The 19,698-nt window shown below is 53.0% G+C and carries 18 protein-coding genes and 1 pseudogene; 1 reads left to right on the top strand and 18 read right to left on the bottom strand.

What is annotated here, in order from left to right; translation table 11 throughout:
* Positions 1 to 51: 51 nt before the first annotated feature.
* The 18 genes from KGZ66_11570 to KGZ66_11485 all read right to left on the bottom strand — a co-directional run bounded on the left by KGZ66_11570 (position 52) and on the right by KGZ66_11485 (position 19,240).
* A complete protein-coding gene (locus KGZ66_11570; protein ID MBS3986224.1) occupies positions 52 to 1,623 on the bottom strand; it encodes a methyl-accepting chemotaxis protein in 1,572 nt (523 codons plus the stop codon).
* 334 nt (positions 1,624 to 1,957) lie between these two features.
* Complete coding sequence (locus KGZ66_11565) at positions 1,958 to 3,472, bottom strand: response regulator (protein MBS3986223.1); 1,515 nt, start codon at positions 3,470 to 3,472, stop codon at positions 1,958 to 1,960.
* Between the two features lie 12 nt (positions 3,473 to 3,484).
* The gene (locus KGZ66_11560) at positions 3,485 to 3,844 is read right to left on the bottom strand and encodes a response regulator (protein ID MBS3986222.1); all 360 of its coding nucleotides are present in this window, start codon (positions 3,842 to 3,844) and stop codon (positions 3,485 to 3,487) included.
* A gap of 17 nt (positions 3,845 to 3,861) precedes the next feature.
* Positions 3,862 to 4,899, bottom strand: coding sequence for a hypothetical protein (locus KGZ66_11555; GenBank protein ID MBS3986221.1), 1,038 nt, complete (start codon positions 4,897 to 4,899; stop codon positions 3,862 to 3,864).
* The gene (locus tag KGZ66_11550; GenBank protein ID MBS3986220.1) at positions 4,886 to 5,611 is read right to left on the bottom strand and encodes a hypothetical protein; all 726 of its coding nucleotides are present in this window, start codon (positions 5,609 to 5,611) and stop codon (positions 4,886 to 4,888) included. The genes KGZ66_11555 and KGZ66_11550 overlap by 14 nt, the downstream gene beginning before the upstream one ends.
* A gap of 346 nt (positions 5,612 to 5,957) precedes the next feature.
* Positions 5,958 to 7,091, bottom strand: coding sequence for a hypothetical protein (locus KGZ66_11545; GenBank protein MBS3986219.1), 1,134 nt, complete (start codon positions 7,089 to 7,091; stop codon positions 5,958 to 5,960).
* A 635-nt stretch (positions 7,092 to 7,726) separates the two neighbouring features.
* Positions 7,727 to 8,578 (bottom strand): thermonuclease family protein, encoded by an 852-nt coding sequence (locus KGZ66_11540; GenBank protein ID MBS3986218.1) that lies wholly within the window; start codon positions 8,576 to 8,578, stop codon positions 7,727 to 7,729.
* A gap of 295 nt (positions 8,579 to 8,873) precedes the next feature.
* On the bottom strand, positions 8,874 to 10,523 hold the full coding sequence (locus KGZ66_11535) for a S8 family serine peptidase (protein ID MBS3986217.1): 1,650 nt from the start codon (positions 10,521 to 10,523) through the stop codon (positions 8,874 to 8,876).
* A 160-nt stretch (positions 10,524 to 10,683) separates the two neighbouring features.
* The gene (locus tag KGZ66_11530) at positions 10,684 to 11,013 is read right to left on the bottom strand and encodes a hypothetical protein (protein MBS3986216.1); all 330 of its coding nucleotides are present in this window, start codon (positions 11,011 to 11,013) and stop codon (positions 10,684 to 10,686) included.
* Position 11,014: 1 nt separating this feature from the next.
* Entirely contained in the window at positions 11,015 to 12,208 is a 1,194-nt protein-coding gene (locus tag KGZ66_11525; GenBank protein ID MBS3986215.1) for a peptidase S8, read from the bottom strand.
* Positions 12,209 to 12,432: 224 nt separating this feature from the next.
* A complete protein-coding gene (locus KGZ66_11520; protein ID MBS3986214.1) occupies positions 12,433 to 12,804 on the bottom strand; it encodes a hypothetical protein in 372 nt (123 codons plus the stop codon).
* 136 nt (positions 12,805 to 12,940) lie between these two features.
* The gene (locus KGZ66_11515; GenBank protein ID MBS3986213.1) at positions 12,941 to 13,717 is read right to left on the bottom strand and encodes a nucleotidyl transferase AbiEii/AbiGii toxin family protein; all 777 of its coding nucleotides are present in this window, start codon (positions 13,715 to 13,717) and stop codon (positions 12,941 to 12,943) included.
* Positions 13,718 to 13,719: 2 nt separating this feature from the next.
* Positions 13,720 to 14,157 carry a hypothetical protein gene (locus KGZ66_11510; GenBank protein ID MBS3986212.1) on the bottom strand — a complete coding sequence of 146 codons (438 nt, stop codon included), beginning with the start codon at positions 14,155 to 14,157 and terminating at the stop codon, positions 13,720 to 13,722.
* Positions 14,158 to 14,183: 26 nt separating this feature from the next.
* Positions 14,184 to 15,725 carry a hypothetical protein gene (locus tag KGZ66_11505; protein ID MBS3986211.1) on the bottom strand — a complete coding sequence of 514 codons (1,542 nt, stop codon included), beginning with the start codon at positions 15,723 to 15,725 and terminating at the stop codon, positions 14,184 to 14,186.
* A 30-nt stretch (positions 15,726 to 15,755) separates the two neighbouring features.
* Positions 15,756 to 16,772 carry a hypothetical protein gene (locus tag KGZ66_11500; GenBank protein MBS3986210.1) on the bottom strand — a complete coding sequence of 339 codons (1,017 nt, stop codon included), beginning with the start codon at positions 16,770 to 16,772 and terminating at the stop codon, positions 15,756 to 15,758.
* 40 nt (positions 16,773 to 16,812) lie between these two features.
* Positions 16,813 to 17,340 (bottom strand): hypothetical protein, encoded by a 528-nt coding sequence (locus KGZ66_11495; GenBank protein MBS3986209.1) that lies wholly within the window; start codon positions 17,338 to 17,340, stop codon positions 16,813 to 16,815.
* 754 nt (positions 17,341 to 18,094) lie between these two features.
* Positions 18,095 to 18,640: a hypothetical protein gene (locus tag KGZ66_11490; GenBank protein ID MBS3986208.1), complete on the bottom strand. Its 546-nt coding sequence runs from the start codon at positions 18,638 to 18,640 to the stop codon at positions 18,095 to 18,097.
* 39 nt (positions 18,641 to 18,679) lie between these two features.
* Positions 18,680 to 19,240, bottom strand: a complete 561-nt coding sequence (locus KGZ66_11485) for a hypothetical protein (GenBank protein ID MBS3986207.1) — start codon at positions 19,238 to 19,240, stop codon at positions 18,680 to 18,682.
* A gap of 215 nt (positions 19,241 to 19,455) precedes the next feature.
* On the opposite strand from KGZ66_11485, the pseudogene KGZ66_11480 reads away from it, so the two are divergent.
* Positions 19,456 to 19,596 (top strand): annotated as a pseudogene (locus KGZ66_11480) (helix-turn-helix domain-containing protein).
* Positions 19,597 to 19,698 lie beyond the last annotated feature (102 nt).

Below are 19,698 nucleotides of genomic sequence, written 5' to 3'. Positions count from 1 at the left end.
GGGAGTGCACGCCCTTTCTTTGAATCGCCATGCGGCATCGTGCGATATGCTCTACATTCTGAATTTGTCAGAGGCGCGCTGGAGTTCGGCAGCTAACTCGCTAAGCTGTTGAGCCGTCGTTGCGCTTTCTTGGGAAGACGCCGCAACCTGATGCGTAATCCCGCCAAAGTTGTCCATGGAAGAAGCTACCTCGTTGGCCGCAGCAGCCTGCTCTTCGCTAGCAGCCGATATACCTTCGATTGTCATGGCGATATCGTTAATCCTTGAGGTTATATTAGCCAAGGCCTCCTGCGCCCCTTTGGCCCCCTCTGCACCTTCGGTGCTTAGCGCAATTGCACTGTCGATCTTCTTTAATACAGTGCCCGTTAGATCTCTAATCTCGCGAGTTGACTGGCGGCTTTGTTCAGCTAAGTTGCGCACGGCATCGGCGACAACCGCGAAGCCCCGCCCGTGCTCGCCAGCTCTCGCGGCTTCAATCGCCGCGTTAAGCGCCAACAGATTTGTCTGGTCGGCAATGTCGTTGATTACAGCTGCCATGCCCCCGATCTGAGTCGAAACTGTCGAAAGGCTAAGCACGCTCTCCTGTACGGTCTTTAGAGTGTCAATTGCCTTGGTAATCTTCACTGTTCCGTCCTGTGCCGCATCCCTTGCCGTGATTCCTGACGAAGCGGCGCTCTGAGCATTAGCCGCAATCTCCTGCGTCGCGCCCGCGAGATGCTCTAGTGTCTGCGAAATCTCCTTGCTGATTCCGACTTGGCTGTTGTTCCCCACGGCTACTTCCTTGATAGAGCCGTTGAGGCCTTGCGCTTCAGTGGCCACTGCCGTACTCGCTTTTTGCACTGCGGCCACCAGCCCGCGCAGATTAGCGATAGTAGAACAAAGCGCCCGAGACAGATCCCCAATCTCACTCTTGTCGCGCAGCGGCTCATAACTTGAAGAAAGATCCCCGTTGGCGAGCTTCCCGACCTCGCTCTTGATTCGGATCATTGGTTTAACTATCCCAAAGTACACATACGCAATAACTGCTGCCAGCATAAGAATGCTAAGAAACACGTTAAAAATCGTCGCACGGTTAGCGGCAGTTGCCGAGGCCAGCAAGCTAGCTAAAGCTTGGTCGGAGGCACCTTTTAGTTCGGTATTAATGAGATGCATCCTCTCAACTATTCTCTCTCCAAGAGGAATATACTCAGCAAGCAACAGCGCGGTGGCCGCACGCGAGTTACGGGCACGGCTGTGATTTAGGATGCGGCCACCAACTTCATAAAACGCTTCGAGTTCTGCCCTTAAGCTACTGACGATACCTGCAAGCGCAGGTGTGGAAGCGTTCTCCTCAAGAGCCTGCACATGGCTCTCCAGCTGTCTAGTGAGTTCTGCAATCCGCTTTTCGTAGAAAGTATATCTTTGCGGGTCTAATATTGAGTCGCGCATATCGACCTTTATCTGTTTAAAGACCATGCTCGCATTCTGTAAAGCCCGCAGTTCTGATAAGTTCCTAGCTATTGTCAGCCGAGACGCGGCGTCCTCCCCACCAATGACTGTTACGCGATAATAGGCAACCGTGGCAACCATAGCTGTTATAACAAGCGCAATCAGAGCAAGGGTTGTGACAATTGAGTTCCTCATGTCGTTCTCCTCCCATCGTGGGTAACATCAGCGTAGACTGAGTTGAAACAGCGGACAGGGCACGGGTTCCAAGTGGAGCTGCCCCTTGATCGGCAACCGCAATGGTGTTATTTTAGGGCGGTGCTCTACAATTTGTCGGCCACAACACTATCTGCCGTGAAAATGTGTAGAATGGGGTGTGTCGCCGAGATAGTGAAAGGTAGCGTCGGGGTCTAAACGTAATGCGCTCATCGCTGTGCTTGGTATGTCTACGCTCAAAAAACTGTGGTCAAAGTCGTCACATCGGCATACATCATGTACTCACTCCTTGTGCATCCTGCACGTGTCGACCGGCTTAAACAGTAAGCTCGCTGTAGATTGCGGCAAATCGCGGGGCAAGGGCTGCAAAAGCTGCTAACACGCGTGGGTCAAAATGCTCGGGGCTTGTTCTGCCGTCACCTTTAGTTATGATGCGAACCGCATCGTCGTGTGAAAGGGGTTTCTTATAAGGGCGCTTGCTGCGCAAGGCGTCATACTGGTCCGCTATGGCTAAGATTCGCCCCTCAAAGGGAATTTCTTCGCCCCTAAGACCATTAGGGTACCCACTCCCATCCCACCGCTCGTGGTGGGTGAGGGCCAAAGACGCCGCCATCGCTAGCCGAGAGTGATCTCCCACAATTTTCGCGCCGTACAAGGTATGCTGGCGCATCTCGGCGCGCTCAGCATCATTTAACGGCCCAGGCTTACGCAGAATGTCAGGGTGGACGTGAATTTTGCCTACGTCGTGTAGCGGGGCTTGTAACCTTATGTCGGTTACGAAACTAGCAGGAGCACCGAGTTCTTCCGCCAAGAGAGCGCAGTAACTACCGAGCCGCAGGATGTGTTCTCCTGTATCGTCGTCGTTCGCTTCGGCTGCGCGTGCCAGTGCATGCACCGTGTAAACGAACGCATTCTCGGTGTCCTGCAACTGCCGAGAGAGTGAAGAGATGAACACTATCTGTCGCACGGCGTTTTCTAGCACAATGACGTCATGAGGGGTTGTCTCACGCCCGTAACCTAGCGCAAACACTGCTAACTCGCGGTCGATATGGTAGACATAATTGTCGCAGGCCACACCGTTATCTTTTAGCTGTGCACACAAGGGCGAGTCCTGCAGTGTTACAGGGGGTGAATTACTGTACCCGGCTTGTCCCGTATGCTCATCCAAGAAGGGGTCGCCCGACGAGCCTAGATGAAGCTCTGTGCGGCTTACGCTGCCGTTAACAGCATGGTAACTAAACCAACGGCGCTCCCCACTACCCTCGCCGAGGCATAGAAGCATGACGGTGGGACTATATAAGTCACCAGGGCTACGCCTAATTAACTGGCTCACTAGCTTATCAATGGCAGTTAGATAATCAAAAGACAGTGGGTTTAAAGACCGTACTACATTCTCTCCTAACAAAGTTAGTGAGTTAACACTCTCGTAGGCATGAACCAACTGGTCGTTTAGCGCCTTTACCCGGAGCAACACCTTAACTCGCGCTAACACCTCTGCGTAATCGAAGGGTTTGGAGATGAAGTCGTCCGCTCCAGCCTCTATGCCCTTAATCCTTGCGTCACGCGCTGTTAAAGCAGTGAGGAGGATAATAGGGATATGGCGGAAGACCTCATTTTGCTTAAGTAACGTGCAGACTTCGTAGCCGTTCATTCCCGGCATCATCACGTCTAGTAGGATAAGGTCAATCCGCACGCGAGCAACTTTGTCTAAAGCCGCAGACCCGCTAGATACTAGCAGCACCTCATACCCTGCGGAACTAAGTGTAAATTCTAAGAGTTTTAAGTTCTGCGGCTCATCGTCAACGCACAATACAACGGGCTTAACCCACAAGCAAATCCCTCCTCAGCCCATAAGTTGTTTAAGCAACTGCGGTAGCTCCCGTGTGTCAATCGGTTTAGAGATGTAGTAGTCAGCGCCTTCCGCTAGGAACTTTTCCTTGTCACCCCTCATTGCTGACGAAGTAAGCGCCACAATCTTGATTCTTGCTGTCTCCACTGCTGCTTTAAGGGTTCTTAGCGCAGTCACGCCGTCCATACCCGGCATTTGAATGTCTAGTAAGATTAGATCGGGACGGTGCGCCTTGGCCATGGCAATGCCCTCGGCTCCGTCCTTCGCCTCTATGGTATCGAAGCCGTGAAAGCGCAAGAGATCGCGGAGCAATGTCATGTTGTTCTCGTTGTCGTCGACAATTAACACCTTCATAAGCATCGTCTCCTCACTTATTGCGTAAGCGACTTAACGGGCAGGACAAAAGTAAATGTGCTGCCCCTGCCCGGCTCGCTTTGCAGCCAAATGGCCCCGCCATGCATCTCCACAAGTTTCTTGGTAAGTGCGAGCCCAAGACCCGTCCCCGATACATTCTTACTCAGGCCGGATTTAAGTTGTGAAAACGGCTGGAAAAGCTTCGCCTGATCTGCCGCGCTAATGCCTATCCCCGTGTCAGTTACCGCGATTTCAACGTAATCGCCCGCGGCGAGCTCGGCTAACTCGCTGCCAGCGAAGCGCTGCGCTTTGACAGTCACAGCCCCTCCTTCCGGAGTGAACTTCACGGCGTTGCTCAAGAGATTGAGCGCGATTTGCCGAAACCTACGCTCGTCAGCAAGAATGTCAATGTCGGCGTCTGGAGTAACAACAAGCGTCAGGCTGAGGCGGCGCGCTTCTGCTTTATCGGTTAGACTGGCTACCGCACCTTCTAGTGCAGAGCGGAGCGGGAAAGGCGACACCTCCAGTTCTGCCTTGCCTGCCTCTATTTTAGCCACATCTAAGATGTCGTTAATGAGGGCCAAGAGGTGGTTCCCGCTAGCTAGTACATACCCGATGTACTCTTTTTGCTTGTCGTTGAGCTCACCGGTCAGGCCATCCTCTAAGATTTGCGAGAAGCCAATGATAGAATTAAGCGGAGTCCTTAGCTCGTGCGACATGCTGGCAAGAAAGTCTGACTTAGCGTCTGAGGCTACGGCTAGTTGCTGGTTGAGAATCGTCATGTCCTCGTTCAATGCCGCAAGGTCGCGTGTGTGTGCTCGCAATTGCAGGGAGATGACTTTCTCTGCCTCTAGTTGTAGTGCCCAACGGTAACCGCCATACCCGCCGAGCATCACGGCCAACAAAGTAATCGGCAGCAGCCAGCCAAGCGTTTCCCGAAGTGGCGCCGTCAGTACCCGCAGAGGGATGTCAACCAGTATGCCCCAGCCATGGGCACCGATGGCCCGATAGCCGGTGTAGGTGGGCTGCTTAGTTTCAGGGTCAACAGTCTCCATAAAACCGCTCTCCCTTTGCATCAGGCGCTGCACCACAGGCAAGGTAGAGATATCTAGCGGGCCGGCCAAAATGTTTGCGACAGACGAATACACCAACCGCCCTCGGCTGTCGACGACGGTGATGTCCCCCTCTGGCATGACGATTACCGAAGTAGTTGGCGTGAGGTTGGATGTTTAGGACGCCGAGAGGCGTGCCCTCATAAATTAGCGGCACCGAAATGGTAAAAACGTAGCGCTGCGGCGGCGAGACGCGCATAAAGAACTCAGACACATGCGGCTCCCAAGTCTGGCTTACCTTCACAAAGTAGTCGCGGTGGGAGAAGTCCATACCAAGGGTCTCGGGTGTTAAGGGATAGTTGGCGACCTGGATGCCACGCGTGTTAACGATGGTTACGCGCTCTATTTGCGCGAGGTGCTCTACAAAAAACTCTAAGTGGCTTTGCACAGTGGTCATATTTCCTTGCTTCAACATAGACAAAAGGTGTGGTCGCGCGGCAAACATTTCGCCAATAGCTAAGTCGCGCGCTAAGGCAGACTCTACCCGCTCCTCGACGTTTATCACCGTCATCTCTACTTTGCTCCGCAACAACCCGCCAACGTTGTCGGTAAAGGTCAACACAAACAACAGCGCCAATGCGCCAACTAGGAAGCTAGGCGCAAGTATGCCAAATAGAATTGGCCTAAGTCGTGTGACATCTTGTCTTGCTGGCATGGTATTCACCACCGTTCGTTTTGTAATAGAATATTCCAAATTACTTAGTGGTGTCAATGTGGCCATTACCCCTAGATCGACCGATTGTCATCCGACATAGTGGGGGTATTGCCTGCTACTGTCGGGTCTCAGGAGGAACATAGCGATATTACTGATTTTGACGAGCGCCTATGACTCCATTGAACGAACAAGGTTACGTAAAGTCGCACCCAGATTGTAAGCCATAAAAGTGGGAGAAGCCAAATGCTTCTCCCGCACTCTTGACGATCCTGCAAAGTCGGACTACTAAGTCAACGTTCCGCACTCACCCATGTAGTTTCATCGAGGGGGATCAGTTCTCTGGCTTCTATTCGCCACCTCCTTCTGTATCCTCTGCGGAGTCCGCTTGATCCTTTGCTTTATCAGCGTCTTTATCACTAACGCCAAGGCGCTCCCCTAAGGTATCTAGCGAAGGATCCGCTTTTATAGCTGCTTGGATTTTGGCTATAGCCTCGGCTTCTGTCTGGCCTGCCTCTACCATGTCAATTGCGGCTGCAACAACGGTGGTCACTTCCAGAAGCGCGGGATCCGCCTTCATAGCCTCGGCAAGTAGGCTCTTGGCTACGTCGGGGGTCAAGCCTGCTTCGACCATGTCAATGTATGCTGCCGCTACCGTGGTCAGCTCAGCCAGCATGGTCTCCTGTGTAACGCCGTTCCTGAGCGCCTCTTCCATGAATTTTAAGAGATGCTCCGGATTGCCGCCAGCTTCGTGCACGTCTATGAGTGCGGCGGCAATTGTAGACAACTCGTCGAGTTCGCTGTCTAAAGCCAGTGCTCTACGCAAGAAGGCTAGGGCGTGCTCTTCGTTTAGACCTGCCTCGATCATATCGGTCATGGCAGCGACAACGGTGTGTAGCTCTTCCTCAAACTTGGTTTTGTCGACTAGTCCCTGCTCCGCTAGCGTGAGAATTTCGCGGATTACTGCTTCGGAGACATTCATCTCCGCCAAGTCTGCATAAGCCTCAAGCAGGTACCTGTTGCCCTTCCATAACTCAAACATCTCCTTGGAGATGACCGCAGCCTTGACTTCTGTGTTGAGATTAGCAGCTAGTAAACTTGCGCTGATCGACTCTTTAGCTCTTGTGGCCAGCTCTTTTAGCATTTGCACATCCACTCCGACAGTCGCAGGGCGCAACAAGAACACAAACTCCATATTAGGTGCAACTAACCCAAGCGCTATGGTCTTTTCTGTTACCAGTTTCAATGCCTCGGTGAGGTCACGACCTGCGAGCCTAAGGTCACTCATTACCTGTTTTGCATCCTCGCTCAATGCCACCACATTTATAACCTGGTTGTCACGATCAACGGCAAACTCAAACTGCGGATTAACCTGCAGAGTGGCGTAAGCCTTAGTCTCAGGGCGGAGAAAAGACATCGCGGCAAATACCACAACGGCAACCAGCGCCACAACAGCAACCACCAACACTAAATTTCTTTTCATAAGTTTCCATTACCTCCTTCATAATTCCTTAGTAACTATGTCTGTATGCCCTGCAACCTGACCCTGTAAGCTACGCCCATCTCTGCACAGTTACATTGTCACTACTATAATGCCTACCCGACTAAAAGGTTGCATTGATGAAGAAAGTAGCCGCAAAGTCTTCGTTCGCTCCACCACTAGAGCCAATTTTAAATCAAGTGGCATCTGTTATGGCCCTGGATACCCTGTAAGGTCTGCGTCCCGCGCTTCCCTTCGTGCGCCGCGGCTGACGCTGTAATTGCAGTAGCCAAGCATGGCCATACGAGTAGCATTGGTGGCGTTCTACAATTCGTCAACAGCAGTGCTAATCTCCTTCAAGATGCGTAAACGATTTGTGTCGTGGAGATGGTTTAGAGCAACGGCGGGGGCGAACGCAATGCGTTCATCACTTAGTAGTAGAAGCAGTACCTAATTGCCACTCTAAAACTCCTAAGGCTCACCTCTGACATTATGCAGGCAGGCAGCAATCTAAAGGGGTATATATGTTGATCCCAGTAGCAATACAGCTATCCCGCAACGGGATAGCTGTCCGTGTTATGTTGCTGTTAATGGAATCATGGAAAGATGCTCCACAAGGCGTGTGGTTTGCCAAATCTTTAAGGAGCCCTCCAAAGTCGACAAATCACATTTCCGGCATTATTCCGTAGGACTGCAAGATCCCCGCTGTTGCTCCACATATAAGATCTAGTCCAGACCAGCTGCCCTGGGCCTGCAGTAGCCCTAGATCCGCTGACGACCCTAATGCTTCCTCCCGCCGGAACAACAGTTCCGCGGGGGAAAGTATATGTTTGATCGCCGATATCACTAAACAGCACCCAGCGAGAAATATCCCTGCTCGTCGAGCCTTGGTTTGTAACGGTTACCACCTCAGCAATTAAATCCAGCGAGGCAACCACCATTCCGGTCGGTGCAACGAGTGACCAAATTCCTCTCCTTAGGGTGCGCGCCTCTCGCTCAAAGCTGTTAACAAACGGGCCGATGTACTTGATGTTAGGCTCTATGGCTAGTATCTCCGCATATCCCCGCAGCAGTATCTCCGCTTGGAACATTTTGGCCCTAATCTCTGCTTCAGTCGTGTTTAGTGGTTGTTCGACCCAAACATATGCCAGCAAACGGTCAAAAGCATCACGTGACCTGGCGCCGATTTCGAGGAAAACGGTTCTTCCACCTAGGCGCGTTTGGGCGAGCGCTGTCGCCTCTGCACTAAAGGGTTCCGCTGGATTTCCATCCCTAGCTACTTCGGGGGTATCAATACCTATCATACGTACGGTCTCTTCGACGCCGGTAGAAAGACGCACCCGGATGGTGTCACCGTCAAATACACTGATTACCTGGGCAGAGACGGTGCTTGGCGCAGTAGCAAAAGCGCGAGACATTGGCACCAGAGCAGGATACAATAGACTCAGGGACACGATAAAGGCGAGAATCGCGATGACTGGTTTCCGCACAAAACTACCTCCTTTGTCCTATGTTTTCCATGACCCAGAGGTATTATATTGGAGGCTTCACTACGATACAATTAAATCAAAGTTTTGGTGGTGTAAAACTATTGCTCGGCAAAGGGTTTGAGAGGGTTGCGAGACTATGCGTCAACCTTTGCTGAGCGCAGTAATCACCTCAAGAAACATCGCCACTCCACTTTTATGGGGCGTGGCGATGAAGGCAGGTTTACTTTCCCAGAGCGAGAATTGAAAATCGCGGGCTCCTCCAACTATTCACGGAGAGCCTGATATGTAATTTGGTCTACCGCCGACTCACATTAAACCAATACCCGCCAGACCCTGCATGCGAGTTTACTCTCAGGGTATAGGTACCGGTTACACTAGGCTGAAACCGAATGGTTTCTTGACGATTGGTACCGGTAGAGGAGGCCACCACCGTCCCGCTTGGATTGAGCAAGCGTATATCAAAGTCGACGGAGGTAGACCAATTTGAGTGGATAAACGTGATAGCAATCGGCGCAGTTGTGGCTGTCACGCTAAAGGTATGGTTTTGCGTTGCGCCAGTGCCAGAGAGTGTACCGGATCCGAAACCAATAGACAGATTATCGGAAAAGCTCCCTGAGGTAAATCCTCCCGCTTGTCGGATAGCGTTAAAGGGAAGGGTGGTACCCGAGCCAAAGTCGTTATCCATACCAGACGGTCCGAAGTCTCTCAGGTTGCCGGGTGCGTAGAGAATATTTTTTATACCGCTGTCAGTCAAAGAGTTGTTGGCGTCAAGCATGAGCCCTATGACTCCCGCGATAAAGGGAGCGGCCATGGAAGTGCCACTCTGGCTAACATACCCTGTCGAGCTTGTGTGAGAGGGAGCATTGATGTTAGCGCCAGGTGCGGTGATGTTTGGCTTAATACGATTGTCTGCTGTGGGTCCTCTGCTAGAGAAGGCTGCCAGTGCCCACCCTCTGTCGCCCGGGGCATGGAGAGCACCCACTGTAATCGCATTAGCGGCTGCAGCCGGGGAACCTATTGTGCGAACTGCAGGACCTGAATTGCCTGCCGCGACAACCATGGTAATGCCGTTGTTGACCGCATTGTTTACGGCTTGAGATAAGCTGTCGGTTCCGTCTGACGAACCAGAAGAACCTAGGCTCATGTTGCCGATACGAATATTAAAAGTGGTTCTGTTGTTAATCATCCAATTGACGCCGTTAATAATCTGCGTTGTGGTACCAGACCCATGCTGATTAAGCACCTTAATTCCGACCAGCGCGGCACCAGGCGCGACACCTATGTCAACGTTGTTGCCCTCTCCCGTGCCGGCGGCAATTCCGGCCACATGCGTTCCATGGCCTTGATCATCGTAAGCCGTTGTCCGGCCATTGATGGCATCGAACCAGCCGATGACCTTGCCACCGTCTAGGTCAACATGACCCGCATGGATACCGGTATCAAGAATGGCAATCACGACATCATTTCTGGAATAGGTAAGCCGATTGCCATCGCGATCGCCGCACACAGCATATGTACTACGTGCAGCTTGAACACCGGTCCACGTTGTGGCAGATCCCAAGCCGAGAGCATGGTATGTGCGCTCCAAGTCAATTCTTTGAATAAAAGGATGTCTGGCCATGGCTCTAATGCGCCCCGGTGTCATTTCCACCGCAAAGCCTTGAATGGCATGTTCCCAGCGACCCTTCAGTTCAGCAGCACCGAGCGAGAGGTCGTGCAATACTTCGTCCTGAGGGGCTCTGTCGAGAACAACAATAACGGATATTTTTTCCCCAGGCTTTGTCTTAGCAAGTGCGTCATCAAGATCGTCTGAAAGTTTGTTGCCATCGAGATCGCCGTAGAAGGGGACATCCTCTTCAACGATGTGAACTTTGGCGCCTGATGTGACTACCAACGAAAAAATGCAAACTACGGTTAATAAGATAGCCAATAATTTACGTGACATGATCACAACTCCTTCTGCTTACTTTCAATTGCCTAGCATTTGTCGACAGTTTATTAGACAGACGAGTTAGCCAGATTTTGTACAGAAGATGCTCACCCCCTTTAGGCGGACCAACTAGGTTGCTCAGTGTCGCCCGTAGCCCTGCCCACTATGCCTAGGCTCATGGATTACCATCTTTGAGTCCGACACAAACTAGGCTTTGCTTCCCATCTGTCCGATACTCGTACGTATCCTTTCCGTGGACCAAAATTACCACGTAGCCTGCTGTGAGCACTTGGGCGTATAGGCAGCCGGGCTCTGGACAACCGAGACTGGTATCGGGCCACGTGCCTGGGATCACCCTCTGCAGGGTGATTTCACTTGGATTAACTTTTAGGCGGTTTGCCAGATGCGCCCCTGCCCGACGGGCCGCTTGGACAGCTACAGTACGCTCGCGCGGCTTGAGATCGCCGAGCGCGCCGTCCACTACGCTACCAGAGTCGTTAGACACGCTACCTTGCTCCCACCGCACGAGCTGCATTGATACGACCGCCAATAGGCTGGTCGGTAACAATCGGATCAACCGTCGCTTGGATTCGGTCGCGCACCGCAGTGTTACTCGTGCCCCATCCGGTAGTCCAAACCAGTCCTGCTAATCCAGCGACAAAAGGTGCAGCCATTGAAGTACCGCTTTTTGTGGCATACTGGTCAGTTCTTCCGACGCGAGGAGTTGTGGACAGGATATCTACGCCGGGGGCTGCTACATCGACCCAAGTGCCAAAGTTAGAGAAGGATGCACGGGCATCATTCTGGTCTGTAGCGCCTACGGCAATAACGTTGGCATAGGCAGCCGGATATGTAAGGGTGCTGGTATTGCTATTGCCTGCGGCAGCCACTATGACTGCTCCCCGCCCCCACGCATGATTTACTGCATTTTCGAGCGTAGTAGAGTGACTTGTGCCGCCAAGACTCAGATTGATGACGCGCGCGCCGTTATCTGCTGCCCAGATGATGCCATTGGCGACAGATGACCACGTTCCGCTGCCGTTATCCCCAAGCACTTTGCCGTTCATCAGCACCGAGTCGAATCCTAGCCCTGCGATGCCCCTGAGGTTGTTCGTGACAGCAGCAGCAATGCCAGCTACGTGGGTGCCGTGACCATTCCGGTCGTTTACCGTGTTACTGGTGGAGAAATTCCGCGCGGCAACCACCTTAGGGCTGATATCGCCGTGATTTGCGTCAATCCCCGTGTCGAGAATAGCTATCCGTATCGTGGAATTACTGCGGGTTACACCCCAGGCCAATGTAGCTTCCACCCTAGAAAGACCCCATTGATTAGGCAACATCGGATCGTTAGGCGTAAAACCTAGAGCATGTACAATGCCGTCCACTTCCGCGAAAAGCACATTGGGGTTAGACCTATATCTGGCCACCGCGCGGAGTTCGTCTCCTGCGGGCACACGCACCACTTGGACACCGATCCTGTCAATAACCTCGCGCACTTGTCCGTTGTTGGACGCATGTACCGAGGCAACATCAAGTGCGGGAGTCCCTGGACGGAACCCGACGAGAATTTGGCCTAGGGCAAAGTCCGTCGTCGATAATGCTTCCACTTGTGGCGAGACCCCTGCGGATCCAATGAGACCTAGAACTAACACTAGCACCATAGACACCGCGATAGCCTTGACCTGCAATTTCGTAATCATTAGCTTGTTCCTCCTTGTAATCACGTATTACGTCTTTGTGATCTTCCTGAGCACTAGGAAAACAATCACCACCTTTCCGTTAGATGATTTTCAGAAGGCTACTCTGTAGCAACTACCAGTTACTTAGGCGCTACCAAGCACCGTTACTTCCTCAAAGACTTTCAGTAAAGGGTGACCCCGCAAAAATGTTTGGGTCAAGATTCAGCTAATTCATTCTAGACAGATTATAAGGTTGTGTTAACCGAAAAGCAAGCTTGGCCAAGTTGCAGCGCAGAACATTTCTCCTTACCCCCATTGACCGCGAATGGCGCCGTCGGTTTGGGACAGGCTAATCGCACGGCCCCATAAATGGAATACCCCATCTTAAGAGATGGGGTATTTCTTGTGTTCTTCGTATAGGCTTGCCCCCCTACCGTCAGCCCGTCTTCAAGCAGCACCTTAGTTTCGGTGATGGTCAGCGTGTTGCCCTCCAGAGCATTGCTAGAGAAGGTAAGCCCTATCTTGAAATACTCGTCAAGGTTCTTGGCCTCGCGTGCGCTTAACGGACATGCTGCTGCAATCTTGTCTTTGTAGCGGTCGGCCTTCACATAGAGCAACTTAAGGCCTCGGTGCTCTATCGCCGCATCTCACACCCTTCCAAAAGTTGCCCAGGGCAACAGCTGCCTCGTTGCCCGCACCAGTCCGCTCTTCGCCGGGAGAGCGCCAGGAGGCCGCCCCCGTTTGTTCTCGCCGCTAGCGATCTGCCGCTCGCTTCTTTGGATGTCTATCGCCTTTGGCCCAAGCATGATCCCGGCTATTCCACACTAAGTCCTCTGAGGATCGTTCTATAAATGCCCGCAGAAAACTTGCCATGTATGAGTAGATTTCCTCAAAAGTGGGCTTACCCCTTATGCGCTGCAACCTGTTATAGGCATGTTCAAGCTCTGTCTTGCGGTTTAAAAACTCGCTAAAGGGCGATAAAGTGCGTCCTTCCTTTCCACAAGTATCGATAATGTCTGACACCTTTATTTCAACACAATGAGACAAGGCATAGACGTCTATAAAATCCTTTGCACGCCTAAAGATCTTGTTGCCTGAAAGCACCGAAATTTTGTCAGCTAAGATTTCGTTAACCATGACTCCCTCAAACTTAACGTCATTAACACAGTAAACAGCGTGCTTGGTGCCGGGTTTGACCTTAATGTCTATGGTGGCATAACGGACGTTGGTCTCTGTATCAGTCACCCCTAAGCACGCGGATTGCATTTCTGTATAGTCCTGGATGGAAGCGACCTTAAAACTACTCATCTCGTCATGCAGCACTTGATTGATCGCTGAAACCAACGTATCCATTGCAGGCGGGTTGCTGACCCAGTTAGCATCAATGTCATGCGTTTCTCTCTCAAGTAAATTAAAGCCGCGTTCACTCATAATTGCCTTAACAACCAAAGCGCCCTTAAACACTAACGGAAGACCCGCCTTATAGAATGCCCCCATCATCTGGTACAGCACTGCTTCGCGCTCCGTCATCATCACTCCTCCTTGTACCCAACAGCCCAGTCCTTTATAGAGCCGAAGCGCGCCATATTCTGTGGGGAAATATCTAGCCCGTCGAAGCTCTTGTTATGCGTTACATAGTAGTACCACAACGCCTCTATAAGCGATTGTTCATCAATGTTATCGAAGTCGGCAAGCATGTCATTGACCGTCTGGTTTACTGAGGTGCAAACCAAGTCGTCAAAGCGAACGGTCTCTATCCCCTCAAAACTCTCAACAACATGGTAATTGATGTTTGAGTACTCTCCCTTGTCCAAGGCATAAACATCAATCTGACTTTCGTTTAGGTAGCCAAGAAAGAGCTGGTGGCACTCTAGGGCAGATGTGTAACATAGGATAACGTTTTGTCCCCTTAACGCATCTCTAAACCACTCTCTGTTTGACAGGTAATTTCCACTGCCGACGGTTTCCACAGAACCCCGCCCCCTCGTCCTTCATTTTATGGCAACTCACCAACCGCCGCACTCATCTCCTTCAAGGTGCGCAGAGAGTTAGTACCGTGAAGATAGTGCAAAGCAACATCGGGGAAAGAACGCAACGCACTCATCACTTTATAGTAGAACCCGTGCGAGACATAGCCGGAGTGGACAAACACAACGTCTGCCCCCGCGAAGAGCTGCGGGTCGAAGTTCAGGACATCAGTATGTATGAACGTGAAGTGCGGCAGAAGCGTCTTAATCCGCTGTTGCCACCGTTCGTGGCCGCCGGCAATAAGGCCCCTCACCCCTCGCAACTTAGCCAGATAGGGCGCCGGGTCTGTTTCGGGAGACATGGCTACGACATTGGTCTCTGTGGAGAGATCAAAGAACAGCTCGCGCAAGGCAGCCATTTCCCGCCGATCGGCCTCAACCTGCGCCTTTAACTGGCCCATTTCCGCACCCAGTTGATAAATAGCGTCTCTGCTCTCAGCCCGAGCACGGTCATACTCAGAGTACGCGAGTTTCTGCAGATGCACGTTTTGCTCCCGTAGGGCGACGTTTTCCTGTACCAATCGCGCATGTTCTTCCCTCAGCATTGAGACATCTTGAGTGAGGCTGTTCAGTTCAGGGTAGAGCACTTCTGCGGTATTAGCCCAAAACGTCTGCTTCACTTGCTTATAGGCCATCACCAACCGCTTTATGTAGATCGCGGCCACCGTAAACTCCACAAGACGAGCATTCTCACCCGAAGCCGCCAACCCTAAAGAATCCGCGGTGAAACACATGTTATAGATGGCCGCTATTTCGTCTAGGCCGTCCTCGTCTAATAAAGCATCATCCAGAATAGCCTCCGCCACGCCCTCGCCATCGAAAAGGAACTCGAAGGCGTCTCTCCATGTCACGGCTAGACGATCATCCATCTCGTATAGAATGCGGGCCCCCAGCCGAGGCGAGATCCCCGCTTTTCGCCGCACGTCTTTAGCAACGCGCTTCGCCGCCTGTCGCTCTTTACCGCTAAGCTGACCGTAGTCAAAACGTCGTTCGCCCGCCGCATGCTTAAGGCGCCCGTGTAGTATTTGAATGAGACCTGAGGTTATGGAGTCGGTGGCCATAGGCTTGCCCAGCAGCTGACCGAGCGCCAACACAACGACAGCACAGCCGTTAAATTCATCGTCATTCAACAGTTCTCGCTCCGCAGCAGGAATCGCATCTGAGACGATCGTAGCACTAACGACTGGCGCACGAAATACAGCCTTAGCGACCCGCGGCCACCCCTTGCGAAATAACGCGGTTAACTGCGGAGCATCCATCCCCGCGAGAAGTCCTAATGCCCGCCTAGCGTACATTTCGGTCGTTAGGCTGGCCGATGTTACTATCACGTGAGTGTACCATGGGCTATTCTTTGCGAGTTCAAAGTAACGCAACCTATCCTGCTGGTAAAGAGCATCTATCTCTTTACGAACCCTCTTGTTGGTTGCTAGGGCCTCCGCCAAGAACGGTGTGAGGTCGACATCCACCCGAACTAGCTCTCTCCGTGAATCTGCTGTTCCGTTTTCTATCACACACCCACCCCTTTTAATAGCACCGTTGCATTAATCCCGCTGAACCTTATGGATAACCACCGGGCCGTCGACCTCATTATATTTAACGGGGATCGGCGGCAGCCAACGTAGCACTAGCTTACGCTCGCCTGTTTTTGGCCCCGTCCAGAAATGGTGCCAGTGCGCCCGCCTGACATGAGGCCGCGGCCCGTGGCGGAAGCCGTCCTTTCGCATAGCAGACTCAGCGCCGTCATCCTGCTGTTGTGCATGCTCGTTGCGGTACCTGCGGATGCCAGCTCCGATACGCTCGCCAACCGTCCAGAGACGCACATCCCTCGGCACATCAACCTGACCGCTCATCCGGGTACGGGTGGATGGGTGCTCGGGTCTGACTGGCATATCGGCGTTGTCGGCGCAGAGGTACAGTAGCAGCTGCAACAATGGGACTATCGCATCTGCATGCGTCTTCTCGAACTGCGGGAAGGCGCCAGCATGTTTCTCTGCCTCAACCCGCATCCTCCGCATGCCCTCTTCGAGCGTCCAGTCGCCTAGATGCAGCGCGAGAGCGATATTTGGTCGCTCCTCAGGCACTATAAGCAGGCGGAGCTCAATCCTGCCGTCGTTAGCATCCCATTCAAGGTGAGCGAAAAAGCCCTCTGTGCGCACATCCAAGAAAGGCAGGCCATATGTTTCGATGTACACACACCACTCCGGTAATCGCTTAAACGCCTCACAGGGCAGTCGGCTTTCAAGGGGCTGAGCAACCAATGAGTTGAACAAGTCAGCATCGAAGCGGTATACGCCCTGCGAAACACGCCATGCGGCAAGCGCCGTGATAGATGCGGGGCTTAACAGTGGGTCGAATAGATTGGCATTAGGCGGCCCCCCGGCAGTGGCAATAGCATACCCGCCAGCGACGGGCAAGTAGCACCACTCTGGCCAGTCGGGAAGTTCTTTCCCTTTTCCTTTGCGGAAGTACTTGATCTGCTCCCAGACAGTAGGCATCCTGCGAGACATCTCAGCGAGGAGCAGTTTCGGTTTAAGGGCTGACGTTCTTTCGGCCACCAAGCGACCCCTCCATTAACGAATCTCCATAGCTCCCAAATTTCTATGATCTGAACTGCGCTCGCTGCACCAAGGCATCTGTGCTATACATACGATAGGTCTGATCAATATGCCTGTAGTAAGCCTCCGCCGAAAACGGTCGCTCCAGTTGACGAAGAATCGCGGCCCTGAACTCGCGAGAAAAGACCGTGGGCAGAGCGACTAGGCGCAGTGCCCTGACAATCCCAGTCTGAGCGTCCACCAATACTATGCTAAGCGCAAGGCCTGTCCCCTCGACTACTTCCTCCGACCAGTCAAAGCGCTTACCCTGACCGTCATACAAGCGAATCGAGAAGGGGCAGTCCGACCACGAACCAAAACCTTCAATGTGATACAAGAACCACAGCAGCACATCCGTCTCATAAAGCGCAAAGCGAAGAGGGCCCTGTCTTGCGGCTTCAACTTCCTTAGCAGACGGGTTGCCAACCGCCAACAACAGCATCGGCCCCGATTCGGTGTATTCGAGGTATGCCCCCTCCTGCATTTTGGTTTGAGTAGGGAAGAATAAGCCACCAACTTCTAACCTGTGCACACGATCACCCTTTACTCTGAGGCTCTTCCTAAAGTATACCGCCCTCTTCCCGCCATTTCAATTTAAGCCCTAGGTTGCCCCCCTTGACAGGGGCCAGAACATAGCCGAGAATTAGGACATCACAGTAAATATCGTCGCTTGTCGGTACGCGACTAACAAATGTCCGGCAGGTAAATAGGAGGCCCCATCCGATGCGATAGGGCCTTTTTTGTTTGCCATCACCCTGCCCGCGGCACCCAGCGACACCCGCGCCGCCAGCTCCCACCGGCCGTCAGCCCCCCTCCTCCCGCCTGTCAATGGACTAGGGAGGGATACCGCAGCCGGCACTTGGCAACCGGCGAGGATATGCTCACCCATTGACAGGCAAACGGCGCTATAATACCCGCAACCCTGCGGCTGAGACCCGCGAAACAGACACCCTGAACAATACAGCCGCAGGGTTCGAGTGAGCGCGGAGCGACCGTTCTCTCGTTCCCCGCAGCCGCAGGCGAGGACTATAAACCACCTTTGCCGTTCCCCCGGACACGATGCCCGAGCCGACGCAGGCCAGAGGCCGTAGCGGACGAAGGGAGCAGGCCAGAGGGTCCGAGCAGAGAGGGCATGGTGTCTCCCCTAGGCACACCGTATCCGTAGCCTGCGGAGGATTGGGTGTGCCAATTGTCTCTCCCAATCCAACCCAAAAAATCGACGCGATATACGCCCATTACAGCCCTCGAAAAACGCTCCGAGGGGTAATCCTACCCCTCTTTTTAGACTATCGATCAACAGCGCCCAAATCCCTCTTCCTTTGCGGCTGCCAGTCTGCATTGTCCTCTTTCGTGTGCCGCTCCCCGCCCTCTAAAGGTGCGTGCTCTTTCTCCAACCTGCCCGTGGCTCTCGCGATCTCAGCTTCGATAGACTCCAGTTCCTTAAGCAGTTCTTCGCGTCTCCGCAGTAGCGCTTCAGTTCCGATACCCTGCTGCACTTCTTTGGGTCTGTTTTCTTCCAGAGCCGCAGCGACGATCTGAATTAAAGACGACATAGACCGTGTGCTCCTGCTGGCGAGGCGTTCTTTGCCGTCGGCGTCCAGCCTGTAGGCCGTGATAGTCGCGTCGCAGACTTCAACCACAAAGCTGCCCACAGGAAGCTTGTGCTCTCGGGCAACACTTAAGAATTCGCCTTGAAAGGCATATCCATCGGTCTTTGTGATGTCGACTGCGTGCACCTGCTTGGCCCAATGCTTGTATTTATTGAGGTGGTATTTTGCTGAAGTCTTGCAGTCGTGGGTATACAGCACGAGTCCATTGCCATAGCGTTCCATTTCGTTTGCCCCCCGTTCTAAAGTTTATATAGGGCACAATTATCGGTCTACCGAGCTCCGGCCCCTCTTCTTTGCCGGCAGAGCTACCGTAGAAGTCTGCGTCCCGCACTCCTCAGCCACATGTACGACTGCCTCCGGCGGCTCAAACCCTTCCCCGTCCCTGTCCGCATCTCGTTCAGGATTCCGTTGCCCTTGAATATACTCTGTGGCTTTCGTCGCCAGAGCTGCTGCAGACACTATCAGGCGAACGTCCTGCTTTATTGCGCCAAGCCAGCCGCCAATATACGAAGCCCTATTTTTTATCTCCCGATCCATCCCCGCATCCGCCATTAGGAAGGCCGCCGCCAGCTCCGCCACCAACTCCTCCTTGCCATAGAGCTCCGACCCGAAAGCCGCCTTCCCCGGCTCGGCAACACTCGGACGATTCAGCCGCGAACCATGACCCGTGCTGTGCGCTAGCTCGTGGAAGAGAGTGGCGTAGTATTCGGCCACCACCGGGAAGTCGCCTATAGGCGGCAAGCTGATATAGTCTTCGCTCGGCGAATAGAAAGCTCGACCTCTCCCGAATCGGACCGGCGGCTTGTCAACGTACCTAGCCAAGATAGCCTCAGCCTCGACCACCGGGTCGTGATCAAACCGGGCACGCGTGCGTGAGTATTACGCCCCAAATTGGGCTAGCGATACGGTCAGTTTGAGCCACCTCCACGGAAGTTTTGAGCCACCGTCTCGGTAGTTGAGAGCCACAGGGCAGCCTTCCCGTTAGAATGGACTTGTTCACTGTGCAGCAGTGAAACGAATTCTAAGGGGGAAGGGATATGACAGACTACCGGGAAATCTTGCGACTGAGCATGCAGGGACTGAGTCGGCGAGGAATCGCTGCGTCCTGCAACTGCTCACGCAACACAGTAGCTAAGGTCCTCAGCCGGGCCAAGGAGGTCGGCGTAAGTTGGCCTCTCAAAGGGGACTTCGCCAATGGGGAACTTCATGAGCTCCTTTTTGGTTCTTCTGTGGGGCCACCGTTACGCAGACGCCCAGACTATGAGCATGTACATCGTGAA

This window comes from Selenomonadales bacterium, assembly GCA_018335585.1.
In the GTDB taxonomy this organism is placed as follows: Bacteria; Bacillota; UBA994; order UBA994; family UBA994; genus UBA994.
Note: the sequence above shows the minus strand (reverse complement) of the source record. Positions and strands in the feature narration are given on the sequence as shown.